A 12,853-nucleotide genomic window follows, 5' to 3' on the forward strand; every position below is an offset into this window, starting at 1 on the left:
ATTAATCAAATCAGCCCTTGGATTGATTTTTAATCTTTTTGATTAAAACCAATTAAACTCAAGGGGAAACTGAAATGGGTAAACAACAACGCAAGGTTAAGGTTAGGGAGTGGAGATTGCTCATGACCTTAACCTTAGTCGGGCTGTTCCTTTCTGGTTGTGGTGGATCAGGGGGAGAAGAGGGAGCCAGCTCTTCGTCGCCACCTTCTAAAATTTCGGCACCAAACCCAACCGATAGCACCGCCCAATTAGAAAGGCTAACGCTGACCGCCTCGCCGATAGAAACCAAAGGGACCAGCGAGTTAACACTCATCGTAGGCAATGAGCAATCTTTCATTGCCGTGGGTGAATACTCGAATGGCCAGTCCAAAGTGTTGACTGAGGAATTGAGCCTCAATGATTGGTATTCCAGTGATAGTGAGTTGGGGGAGTTTATTCAATCTGGTGTTATAAAGGGCAAAGCGCAGGGGAACATTACCGTTTCTTTTAGCCATGATAACCTCACCAGTAACTCCGTCGATGTTAAGGTCACTGAAGTAGAGATCACCGATATCATCGTCACCCCTTCGGCGGTGAGTGTCGCCAAAGGTTTTAGCGAAGTGTTAACCGCCACCGCCACATACAACAATGGCCTATCAGCGAACATCAGTGATTCCGTTACTTGGACATCTTCCGAACCTTTGACAGCTGTAGTGAACTCTCAAAATAGTTTACTGACAGGGGTCGATGTCGGCAATGCGACCATCACAGCAACGCAAAACGATATCGTCAGTAACAAGGTCAATGTTGATGTTACCGATGCGGTAGTCACGGCTATCAGCGTCACACCCGAGAGTGTCACGGTTGCTAAGGGGCAGAGTGAACCTTTGACCGCAACGGCGTTTTTCAGTGATGGATCCTTATCCAACGTCACTGCTTCAGTCACATGGGAAACGGCTGACACCAATACGGCAACAGTCACCTCTAACGGATTACTATCGGGTAATGAAATAGGCACCACCAATGTGACTGCCACTATCGATGGCGTTACCAGCAATGTGGCGAGCGTGGTGGTCAGTGACGCTGTGATCAGCAATATCAGCATCACCCCACTAAAGGTCACGGTTGCCAAAGGCTTGAGCCAACAGTTGACGGCCATCGCTGATTATAGCGATGGCACCTCATCTGACATCAGTCGTTCTGCTACTTGGATTCCCGTCAACACGAATACTGCGACGTTGACTCCTGAAGGGCAGGTGATTGGAGGGCGAGTTGGTACAACCACAGTGACTGCGACTAAAGATGGCGTCACCAGTAATACCATTGAAGTTGACGTTACCGGTGCTGTAATCACTGCCATCGACGTGTCGCCAGAGACACTTAGTCTTGCCAAAGGATTACAACAACCACTGACAGCGATAGCCACATACAGTGATGATACCTCTTCAGACATCAGTGACTCCGTGACGTGGCTGCCCATCGATACAAGTACCGTATCTGTCACCCCTGAGGGTAAAGTGACGGGAGTAGAGGTCGGCGTCACCACAATTAATGCGGTGAAAGATCAAGTTACCAGTAACACGGTTGACGTTGAGGTCACCAATAAGATCATAACGGACCTGACTTTTTCTCCTAAGGCAGTGGGTTTGATGGTGAATAACACCCAATTAATGAAAACTACCGCACATTATAGTGATGGTAGTTCCTCCAATGTTAGTGATTCTGTGACTTGGCGGCCACCTGAAAACAGTCACATTGCGTCATTGACTGCCAATGGTTTGGTCACAGCGCTGCGTGAAGGGAGCACCACAATAACGGCTGTTGTCGACGGTTTTACAGACAGCGTTGAAGTTAACGTGTGTAGTGGCGATGGTACCAATGTGACGGGTAAGTGCATTTACATCTTGAATGTTGGCCATGGTGTATTTTATACCAGTACCCCTTCGGTAGCCTACCTTAACAGTGTCGGCCTAGGTGGAGGTCGTTACACCAGTGGCACTAAAGGGATGTTTTACACCTTTGACCATTCCAAAGCAATGCATCTGTGCTCCAAATACAGTGATATGAGTCTACACGGACGAACTAATTGGAATTTACCATCGATTCATTTATTGCGTGGTTTATATGAGAATGAGTTCCCTAAACGGTGGAATAATACTAATCGTTACTGGTCCTCAAGCGAGAGCCCTTGGGAAGGTCATGCACACAAACGGGCCGCCCATTTCTACGACAAGCAATACGAAAAAGCGAAATGGGGCTACTACGAAAAGGATATTTCTTTCTTCGCTTCGTGTGTCTCATATCCTTAGAGAGTGGGGTTGGAGCCACGAATTCACTCTTCGATCTCACCACAAAGGCGTATAAAAAAGTAAAAAGACGTCCAAGGACGTCCAAGGACGTCTTTTCGTTTTAAATGCCTCCCTGTAACCATTAAACCTGAAATGGCTTGAGCAAAAGGGCGAGGAGCCCAAGGTGGGTGGTAATTCACTGAATGATGAATTAATTGGTACGATTTAAGAAATAATCATGTTTGTTTTGGTGTATTTTTCTGAACCTATTAATTTCATATTCTCTCTGCCGTCGCCCAATAGAGGGCAGGAGATTAATATGAAAAACTTAACCATGACAGTAGATAGCGGCATTACTAAGCCGAATGCACTGCCAATCGCAGCGATGGCAAATATGGGAGAGACGCAATGGTAACGGTTCACTACTTTTTCGGCCCGATGTGTGGTTGGTGCTATGGCGCAACGTCGCTGCTGGAGGCCATTGCTGATCGCAGCGATATAGAACTTAAGCTTCACCCCGGGGGAATGATGGCCAATAAGGCCATTGAAGCGGATTTTCGCCAAGAGATATTGGTTTCGTGAATGTGGGGCAGCCAACTCGAATCAAGATTGATGCGTTTGATTACAGTCGTTTTGTGACTTGGTCGTGTCAGTAGAAACGCCATAGTTCCGCGATAACCCTGAATGTTTTTTCTATCTTGCCTGGCATGACGGGTGAGGTAGATATCACAACAGGCGAGAAGTCAGTTTTTTTATTACCTTTGGAAGCCAATTTATACCAATATCAGTGTTGCATTTGGAGAAAGATAACTCAGGGAATCACAACCATTTCTTTGTTCAGAACGGTTCATGAAGACTAGTATTAGTAATCAAGGTAAGCACGCAGGCTAAAGATTAAGGGTGGCTCCTATTATTAGTTTATGAACTCTCAATAGAGCTAATAGCACAGATTTAAAGGACTTTTAGTTTCTTATTGGTAATATTGTCATTGGGTTAATAACCATCTAGCGGTTGTCTCATCGGTAACCAATCCATTTATCCAGTGTCCTTTTAACGCTGCTAGAATCGCATAACGTTTGTCTTCGCCAAACGCGGCACCAATGCGGGGGCAATCGTTGTTACGCATGTCGTAGCTGGTGATGAAGGTATTGATCGTGCAATCAACCACTTCGCCTTCGGCGTTGATAAAGCGTCCCAAAATTTCACCAACCGCACCTTGCTGATTAAGCTCATCAGCCTTGTCGGATGAAATGAAACCATCTTTGATGATAGGGCTAGCTTTACTCAGTGAACCAATGCCAGTAAACACCACACTCGCGCTGTCAGCAACACGCGCAACTTCTTGAAATACGCGCATGCTCGTCCAGAGCTTGAGTTCCTCGCTCGAAGTGGCGTAACGCGGAACGGGTAATTGGTAATAGTTAGCCCTAATTTTACGCGCTAAAATCAGCGGCACATCGTCATAGTAATTACATTGCCCATCGACACCCATAGCACTGATAAGCGCTACACATTTGCTGTTTGGTGATTCGAAATCAATACGGTTGATCGCCTTTTTCAACGTCAATCCTGAGCCGATACCAATGACTTGCTCCTGCTGGTCTTTGGTATATTTGGACATCAATTGAAAACAACCAAACGAGACGTTATCCAGCGTTTCATCACTATTGGTGGTGGGTACTATGTTGCATTCCACTAACTGATACTTTTCTTTGAGCAGTTCTGCGTAATCTAAACAGGTTGAAATCGGGTGGTGTAGACCGACCGATATAATCCCTTCTTCTTTCGCTGCGGCGATCAAACGTTGAACCACTGGGCGTGACAATCCTAGCTCAGCAGCAATATCGCGTTGGTTACGGCCAGAGATGTAGTACATCCAAGCAGCACGAACCATCTGGTCAGTTTTGTAAGTGTCATCTCTAGCCACGTTAATTCCTTATTTTCGATACCTGATGACACGAGTGAAGTCATTGTTTCTTTCTTTGGCGCGTCAATAGCTTGTATCTTCTCTCGAATATTTAATGAATGCAATAGCAATCAATTATTCAAAAATGAACAAAAAACCAAACACTGGTTTTTTGTTCATTTGTGATCTTTGGCTCTTTAATTGTCTTTTTGATCAATTAGAGTGGCGTCATTAAACAAAAACAAGGAACTATTATGAAAAACCAACATACGTGGCTTCACATCGGTCTAGGCTCATTTCATCGTGCGCATCAGGCCTGGTATCTACATAAATTGCTCGAATCGGACGATAACAGTTGGCATATCGCAGCAGCCAACATTCGTAATGATGTGGAAGCGACCGTTGAAGCGTTAAGATCTCAAAATGGCGAGTATGTACTGGAAACGGTCAGCCCAGCAGGCGAACGCGACTACGAAGTGATCAAGTCTATTCAGACACTCCTACCTTGGCAGGAAGACTTGGCGCCTTTGGTTAACGAAGGGGCGAAAGCGAAGACGAAGGTAATCGCGTTTACCGTCACAGAAGGTGGCTATTATCTGAAAACCGACCACACATTAGACGTAGATAATGCGGTATTAAATGCTGATCTAAATGGTGCTCATCAAACCATTTACGGGACGGTGACGAAAATTTTGGAGCGCCGTATCGCCGATAACACAGGTTCGGTGACATTACTAAACTGCGACAACGTACGCCACAACGGTGAGCGCTTCCGTTATGGTTTGATGGAGTTTCTCACTTTGACAGGAAAACAAGAGGTGCTGCAGTGGGTAAAAGCAAACACCACATGTCCAAATACTATGGTGGATCGCATTGTTCCTCGTCCTGCGGCTGATCTTCCCGCACGAATCAAAGCTAAAACTGGTATTGATGATAAAGCGCCAGTGATGAGTGAAACCTTTATCCAGTGGGTGATTGAAGATAACTTTATAGATGCACGACCAGCGTTAGAAAATGTTGGTGTGGAAATGGTGGATTCTGTCATTCCTTACGAAGAGGCGAAAATCCGTATCCTCAATGCATCGCACAGCTGTATCGCATGGGCTGGTACTTTGGTTGGTCAGTCATTTATTCACGAAAGTACCCTTACCGATTACATTTATCAAATTGCACACGACTACGTGAGTCAGGATGTGATTCCTAGTTTGAGCGAAAACGGTATCGACCTGCCGACATACCGTGATGTGGTGCTTGAGCGATTCACCAACCCTTATACTAAAGACACCAACCAACGTGTTGCGGCCGACGGATTCTCCAAAATTCCCGCGATGATCACACCAACCATGATTGAATGTTATCAGCGCGGTGCGGCTCCTCAGGCGACCGCGATGCTGCCAGCGCTGTTCTTTGTATTTATGTTGCAATGGCATAAAGGCCGACTGCCATATGAATATCAAGACGGCATTCTAGATGCGAGTGCGGTGCATGAGATGTTTGAATCTGCTGACCCAATTGCGGTGTACGCGCAAAATAGAGCTTTGTTTGGTGAACTTGCTGAGCATGCGGAGTTTGAAGTTCTTCTGCGCGAGAAAATTGCTGCTACTTACTCAATGATTCAATAAGGGGCTGTCATGTATTTAGGTATTGATCTTGGCACCTCGGAAGTCAAAGCCCTGGTGATTGATGAACAGGGCGAAACAGTTGCAACGCACAGTGCACCGCTGACAATTCAGCGCCCTCATCCACATTGGTCGGAGCAGGCGCCACAGGAGTGGTGGGAAGCGACAAACTATCTGATTGGTGCGCTGCGAGAAAAGTGCGCTGAACATTGGGGGGCGATCAAAGCGATAGGCCTTTCCGGTCAAATGCATGGAGCGGTGCTATTAGATGAGCGAGATGAGGTGATCCGTCCGGCTATTTTGTGGAATGACACCCGAAGTCATCAAGAGTGCGTTGAGCTGGAAGCCGTTGCACCAGATTTGCATGATATCGCTGGCAACCTAGCGATGTCGGGTTTCACCGCGCCTAAGTTGCTTTGGGTTCGTAAGCACGAGCCGAGCCATTTTGCTTGTATTAACACAATTCTGTTACCCAAAGACTTTCTACGTATGAAAATGACCGGGTGCAAAATCTCGGACATGTCAGATTCTGCGGGCACGTTATGGTTGGATGTGGCGAAGCGCGACTGGTCGGATTCTTTGCTAGATAAATGCCAACTCAGCCGAGCGCAGATGCCAGCGTTGGTAGAAGGTTGTGAAGTTTCGGCTGCTTTGTCAGCGGAGGTGGCACATAAGTGGGGACTGAGTTCTTCTGTGATTGTTGCCGGGGGCGGTGGTGATAACGCCGTCAGTGCAATTGGTGTTGGCGCCGTGAATCCGGGGGATGCGTTTATTTCTCTTGGCACTTCTGGTGTGTTGTTTGTTGTTAATGAGCAGTACCGCCCAGCCCCTGAGTCTGCGGTGCATGCTTTTTGTCACGTATTGCCTCAGCGTTGGCACCAAATGAGTGTCATGCTCAGTGCGGCTAGTTGCCTGCAATGGTTCTGTCGCATTGTTGGTGTGACAGAGGTTGAATTGCTGGAAGGCATCGCGCAGTTGAGTGAGGAGGAGAAAGCCAAAGCGCCACTTTTCTTACCTTACCTGTCCGGCGAGCGTACTCCACACAATGACCCTCAGGCGATGGGGATGTTCCACGGAATGACTCATTCCACCAATCGCTCTCTACTGGGCTATGCGGTTATTGAAGGCGTGAGCTTTGGGATTGCCGACGGACTACGTGTATTGCAGGAAAGTGGCACACAAATCGAGCAATGTTCTCTCGTCGGTGGTGGCGCACGTAGTGTGTTTTGGGCGCAACTGTTGGCCGATACGCTCTGTCTACCTATTGTCACTCACAAAGGTGGAGAAACAGGTGGGGCACTCGGTGCGGCACGACTGGCTTGCCTCGCCTCTGGCAAAGCCATCGAAGATGTGTGTAAAAAATCGGAAATCTTCCGGGTCTATCAACCATGTCCAGAGCGTGAGCCTGTGTTGAGTAAGCGTTATGAGCATTTCCGTGCGCTTTACCAAAACGACTTAGCTTTACGGTCATAGCATTGGCTCTAACAGCCAGATCATAGAAAGAGAACCACAAATAAAAACAAGGACTGCGCCCCTGAAAAAGGGGCGTGGAATTCCTTTACCCTACAAAACGAGGAATATATGGAAAATGTAAGCAAACAGTGGCTTGGATTGCCACTAAATCTGATATGGGGATATATCGCCATTGCTATCTTTATGACGGGAGATGGCTTTGAACTGGCATTCCTGTCGCACTACATCACCGAGTTAGGTTTTACCCCTGCTCAATCATCCTTTGCGTTTACACTTTATGGTTTGGCCGCAGCTCTGGCCGCTTGGGTGTCTGGCGTGGTAGCGGAAATCATTACTCCGCAGAAAACCATGAAAATTGGCTTGCTGCTATGGTGTGTCTTCCATGTATTGTTCTTAACGTTAGGGTTAAGCCAGTCAAACTATGCTTTAATTCTTTTATTTTATGGAATCCGCGGGGTGGCTTATCCACTATTTCTTTATTCCTTTATCGTGGTAATCGTGCACAACGTTCGTAGTGAGGGTGTAAGTTCAGCGCTTGGCTGGTTTTGGACGGTATACTCTATTGGTATCGGCGTAGCGGGTAGTTACATCCCAAGCTTCACTATCCCTTGGATCGGCGAATATGGCACCTTGTGGTTATCGTTAGCTTTTTGTGTAGCAGGCGGACTGATCTCCATGATTGCCCTGCGTCATGTTAAAACACCTACCCACATGCATAACTTGACTAATAAACAGAAACTGACCGAGCTGAGCCGCGCCGTCACGCTACTCTATACCAATAAAAATGTGCTTTACTCCAGCTTCGTACGCATTATCAACACCCTGTCGCTATTTGGTTTTGCCGTCATTATGCCGATGATGTTTGTTGATGATTTAGGATTTACAACATCCGACTGGCTTCAGGTATGGGCGGTGTTCTTCTTTACCACCATTTTCTCTAACGTCTTCTGGGGCAACATGGGTGAGAAACTTGGGTGGATGAAGGTTGTGCGCTGGTTCGGCTGCATTGGAATGGCGCTTTCTAGCCTAGCGTTTTATTACATCCCTCAGCACTTTGGAAACAACTTCTATATGGCACTGATCCCTGCCATTTCTCTGGGTATTTTCGTGGCCGCGTTTGTACCAATGGCTGCTGTGTTTCCTGCATTAGAGCCAAATCACAAAGGTGCAGCGATTTCTATCTATAACTTGTCCGCGGGGCTATCCAACTTTCTTGCGCCAGCAATTGCAGTGGTCTTGCTGCCGCATTTCAGTACGATAGGCGTGGTGATTGCCTATACTGCCTTGTATTTGTTGGCGTTTTTCTTCACCTATTTAATTAAAGTGGAGCAACCTGGTTTCGAAGCGAGAGGCGTTGAATCGAGTAAAGTTACCGTTGCGTAACACGGTTTAGAGTATGGCAACGCTTTTGGTTGCCATACTTTTTCTATTTTTTTGAGGTAAGTATGAATAAAAAAGCAGTTATTTTTGACATGGACGGTGTAATTATTGACTCTGAACCTTTGTGGCAGGGAGCACAGATTGACTCGTTGGCTAGTGTTGGCGTGACCGTCACTCGTCAGGACTGTGAGCAATTGACAATGGGGAAGCGTGTTGATGAAATCGCGCGTACTTGGTGTGAGATGTACTCACTGTCCATGCCAGCAAAAGAGTTGGAAAGTCTTATTCTGACTAAGTTGTGTAACAGCATTTCCACCACTGGTGAAGCAATGACGGGTGTCTATGACGCGTTAAGTTTTTTCTCACAGCAGGGCTTAAAGCTGGCACTCGCAACCTCATCGCACCACGTGGTGATCAATGCTGTCTTTGATCGTCTTAAACTGTGGGATAAATTTAGTGTGATTTGCAGCGCAGAAGATGAAGAGCATGGTAAACCGAGCCCTGATGTTTATCTGACTGCGGCTCACAGACTTAAGGTTGATGTTGCTGATTGCTTGGTGATAGAAGACAGTTTTGTCGGTCTGACTGCTGCTAAAAGAGCAAATATGATGACTTGCTTAGTTTCTCCATATTGTCAGCAAAGTAAATTTACTAAAGCAGATAAACGTTATGCCAATCTAGATTGTTTATTGCAGAGCTACCGAAACCTCCATACTTGTTTGGTACTGCCCAGTTGATAAGTTTGAATATTAATCAGACAAAGTCTGCCTAACTCCCTAGTTCCGAATGATTTGTACAAGTATGACTGGACAGTTATCCAAGCGAGACTTGCCATACTTCAATTAATTCGTTCATTGCTAAATTAATAAATGAGTAACTCGGAACTGTCCAGTTATAAGTCACGTCACCAAATAGGTCGTCTATACAAGCTGGTCGTGACTTATCAGAAAACTTGTAAGATCAGGTACGAGTCAGTGCACAAGTAAAAAAGACGTCCTTGGACGTCTTTTCTTTGTGCATGCCTCGTTGTAACCGTTCAACTTGAGATGACTTGAGCAAAAGGGCGAGGGGGCCAAGGTGGGCGGTTAGGAGTATCTAATCACTGCATGACGGTAAAGCTTAGGCGTAGCATCACTGAATGATGAATTAATTGGTACGATTTAAGAAATAATCATGTTTGTTTTGGTGTGTTTTTCTGAACCTATTAATTTCATATTCTCTCTGCCGTCGCCCAATAGAGGGCAGGAAATTAATATGAAAAACTTAACCATGACAGTAGATAGCGGCATTACTAAGCCGAATGCACTGCCAATCGCAGCGATGGCAAATATGGGAGAGACGCAATGGTAACGGTTCACTACTTTTTCGACCCGATGTGTGGTTGGTGCTATGGCGCAACGTCGCTGCTGGAGGCCATTGCTGGTCGCAGCGATATAGAACTTAAGCTTCACCCCGGGGGAATGATGGCCAATAAGGCCATTGAAGCGGATTTTCGCCATCACATCCTGATCAGTGACCAACGAATAGCAGCCCTAACAGGTGTACGGTTTGGTGAGGCGTATATCCAAAGAGTCAACAGCAGTGATGACCTGATTTTGGACTCTTACCTGACCACCCGCGCCATTATTTGCGCTGAACAACTGGGGGTTGCCCCGTTGGAGATGCTTAAAGCTATCCAGCATGCTCACTATTTTGCAGGCAAACAGGTGCACCGTATTGAAGTGATTGAGCAGTTAGCGGTTGAGCTGGGCCTCGATAGAAGGCAGTGGCAACAGGCGATGCAGTCAAATCAGGGTGCTGAACAAGCGAAGATCGACCACACTCGTTCACTGATGCACGAGTTACAATTAACAGGATATCCGACCTTAATCCTTGAAAACAATGGCGCTTTGACAGCCCTTCCTCATTCTGAGTATTACGGTCAACCCGATGCATGGCGTCAACGTATCGAGAGAACTATTGCCCCATCGTCGACCCAACTCAGCGAATAGAGCAAAAAAGATTACGCTATATAATATAAAGGTTGAATCCTGAAACTTGCCGCCCTTTGAAGCTTGTGTGCTTCAGAGGGCGGCAAGCTGTTTAGTGGCTGACAGCGATGTTTTAAATGGCAGATTGTAAATTTTTTTAAATAACGAGAGAAATGGGTATCTATTTGGCGTATACCGTGTATAGTAGCCACCAGCTCAGACAGTGAGCTATTGATAACTTATTTAGTTCAAGATCTTCTCAGTTCTCTTACGATTTGACTCGTCATCTCTATCCTGCGATACCTTTTTCTTCATTCCTTATTTAGTAGCTCTCTTTTTAACACAATCAATCTATCGAGATACACATGTCAAATAAAACAACTGGCTCAGTAAAATGGTTTAACGAAACAAAAGGCTTTGGCTTTATTACTCCTGATAACGGCACTGCTGATGTATTCGTTCATTTCCGAGCTATTGCTAGTGATGGTTTCAAAACACTAGCGGAAGGCCAAAAAGTAGCCTTTAACGTAGAGCAGGGCGGCAAAGGCCCACAAGCTGCTGACGTTACTGTACTTTAAGTATTCTGGTGAGATCTTATTGTCTGACCTAGTACGGTAAGGTCTCACTTTTTATCAAGGAGTCAAATGATTAGAAAGACAAATCGTAAAACATACTGGTATTACGTTTTACGTGAAAAAAAACACCTCAAGAGCAAAAGTTAATTGTATCAAATTAGCTATTATCTTTGTCACAACAATGTTTCTTGGTCCGCGACCATACATCAGCTCAATAGCGACATTTTAAAACGCCATATACTCCCCAGGTTAAACAGTCACTGTTTTGACCTGAGCTTTTCATTTAATGAGTCCGACAGTACTGGCGAAATAAGCAACTCACAAGGCACGATTTTGGGCCGCTTCTCCATCTCATAATCAATGGAGACTCGACGTTGAAAAAGCATCAGATCGTAAATTGACAGCGAGCAATCTAGAAAGTCACGAGAAAAGCGAGTGTAAAGAGAACATTCATAAGATTTGAAAAAGGTCGAGAATGCTCTCTTAGAACGAAAACAAAAAACGATGGAACCTATCAAATGAAAATGAGAAAACCAGCCAAAAGATCAAATAATAAAATTCGCAAAAGTAACTTTGAAGAACGATTTGCTCTGATGGTCGCTGAATATAACAAAGCGAAAGAGATCCTAGAGTCTATGACAGAAGGGACGCCAGAATACGCTAAACAGCAAAAAAAGTGTCAGAGCCTTTTTGCGAGCGCTGAGCGCTTTTTAAACGCAAATTGATTTTCTGCATAATTCTAAATAACTGATCCCAATATGCTTCATTTTGTGTCGTCTATGATCCCTGCTAGGAATTGGCAAGACGTTATTCATAAGTTATTGAACCCGTTTTAATAGTTGCCCCATTATTTGGAATTGATGCTTAAGTGTAATGGTTTAGCTCAAATAAGCGATCAGTTGGATGGTGGTGCGATGCCGTATTTTGCATAAATAGCGTCAATCTCACCCTTTTCCCTCATCTCCTTTATTTTTTTATCAAACATGTCAACCAAATATGCGGATTTTGGGGTATTAGAAAAAACAACAAATAACTTTTGTCCTTCCTCAAGCACAATCAATGTATAGTTATCAATATCACTCGATAATGCTTTAACAATATTGGACTGATAATCAACCACCGCATCAACCCGATCACTGGATAGCATAAGAATAGCTTGATCAAGCCCCTTTACTTCTTTAAGTTGTATGTCGATACCTTTGAGTACGTTATTCTCAAAGCCATATCCCCTTATCCAAGCCACACGTTTATCGGAGAGCATCGCTGTGCCCCTAGACTGCCACTCCGAATTGTAATCATTCTTAAAAACAACGACGACGGATTCTTCGATACTCAAGTGCTCCTTAGGGTATACATAGTCTTTTTTGTCTTTGGACGCATCAAAGTAGTCACCCACATAGGCATCTTTTTGCTTGCTACTTACGCTGAACTGTGCACGCTTCCAAGGAACGGTTTGTGTGTTTACCTTGATCCCCAAAGGCTCGTATACACGCTTAACAATGTCCCAATAGACACCCGTTCCATCGCTATTGGTGTAACTTGGCCATTCCTCACAGACGAGCTCTATCTCCTGGATATCTTGTGCCAGAGAATAAGCTGGGATGAGCATAAACAGAACTGTCACTATCCATTTCATGATTTACTTTATATGAACGCTTTCCCA

Annotated in this window: 10 protein-coding genes and 2 pseudogenes; 10 read left to right on the top strand and 2 right to left on the bottom strand. The window is 45.3% G+C overall.

The genetic code is table 11. From position 1 onward, the window contains the following. Positions 1–74: 74 nt before the first annotated feature. From TW84_RS23765 to TW84_RS24115, 3 genes and pseudogenes are all read left to right on the top strand, one after another. Complete coding sequence (locus TW84_RS23765; protein ID WP_084720227.1) at positions 75–2,288, top strand: Ig-like domain-containing protein; 2,214 nt, start codon at positions 75–77, stop codon at positions 2,286–2,288. A gap of 387 nt (positions 2,289–2,675) precedes the next feature. Then, positions 2,676–2,846, top strand: a pseudogene (locus tag TW84_RS24420) (DsbA family protein); the annotation flags it as partial. A gap of 61 nt (positions 2,847–2,907) precedes the next feature. Further along, positions 2,908–3,077, top strand: a pseudogene (locus tag TW84_RS24115) (HlyD family type I secretion periplasmic adaptor subunit); the annotation flags it as partial. Between the two features lie 175 nt (positions 3,078–3,252). Here the strand turns inward: TW84_RS24115 and TW84_RS12680 are convergent. After that, positions 3,253–4,194 (bottom strand): sugar-binding transcriptional regulator, encoded by a 942-nt coding sequence (locus TW84_RS12680; RefSeq protein ID WP_045976004.1) that lies wholly within the window; start codon positions 4,192–4,194, stop codon positions 3,253–3,255. 233 nt (positions 4,195–4,427) lie between these two features. Between TW84_RS12680 and dalD the strand changes: the two genes are divergently transcribed. The 7 genes from dalD to TW84_RS12715 all read left to right on the top strand — a co-directional run bounded on the left by dalD (position 4,428) and on the right by TW84_RS12715 (position 11,915). After that, positions 4,428–5,795 carry a D-arabinitol 4-dehydrogenase gene (gene dalD / locus TW84_RS12685; protein WP_045976005.1) on the top strand — a complete coding sequence of 456 codons (1,368 nt, stop codon included), beginning with the start codon at positions 4,428–4,430 and terminating at the stop codon, positions 5,793–5,795. A gap of 9 nt (positions 5,796–5,804) precedes the next feature. Then, the gene (xylB, locus tag TW84_RS12690) at positions 5,805–7,265 is read left to right on the top strand and encodes a xylulokinase (RefSeq protein ID WP_045976006.1); all 1,461 of its coding nucleotides are present in this window, start codon (positions 5,805–5,807) and stop codon (positions 7,263–7,265) included. 108 nt (positions 7,266–7,373) lie between these two features. Continuing rightward, entirely contained in the window at positions 7,374–8,648 is a 1,275-nt protein-coding gene (locus TW84_RS12695; RefSeq protein ID WP_045976007.1) for an MFS transporter, read from the top strand. A gap of 62 nt (positions 8,649–8,710) precedes the next feature. Continuing rightward, positions 8,711–9,382: a hexitol phosphatase HxpB gene (gene hxpB, locus TW84_RS12700; RefSeq protein WP_045976008.1), complete on the top strand. Its 672-nt coding sequence runs from the start codon at positions 8,711–8,713 to the stop codon at positions 9,380–9,382. 606 nt (positions 9,383–9,988) lie between these two features. After that, a complete protein-coding gene (locus TW84_RS12705) occupies positions 9,989–10,636 on the top strand; it encodes a DsbA family protein (protein ID WP_045976009.1) in 648 nt (215 codons plus the stop codon). Positions 10,637–10,980: 344 nt separating this feature from the next. Continuing rightward, entirely contained in the window at positions 10,981–11,193 is a 213-nt protein-coding gene (gene cspE, locus TW84_RS12710) for a transcription antiterminator/RNA stability regulator CspE (protein ID WP_045976010.1), read from the top strand. A 521-nt stretch (positions 11,194–11,714) separates the two neighbouring features. Further along, positions 11,715–11,915 (top strand): hypothetical protein, encoded by a 201-nt coding sequence (locus tag TW84_RS12715; protein ID WP_045976016.1) that lies wholly within the window; start codon positions 11,715–11,717, stop codon positions 11,913–11,915. 170 nt (positions 11,916–12,085) lie between these two features. On the opposite strand, the gene TW84_RS12720 is transcribed toward TW84_RS12715, so the two are convergent. Then, the gene (locus TW84_RS12720) at positions 12,086–12,826 is read right to left on the bottom strand and encodes a substrate-binding periplasmic protein (protein WP_045976011.1); all 741 of its coding nucleotides are present in this window, start codon (positions 12,824–12,826) and stop codon (positions 12,086–12,088) included. Positions 12,827–12,853 lie beyond the last annotated feature (27 nt).

Source organism: Vibrio neptunius (genome assembly GCF_000967495.1).
Classification (GTDB): Bacteria; Pseudomonadota; Gammaproteobacteria; order Enterobacterales; family Vibrionaceae; genus Vibrio; species Vibrio neptunius.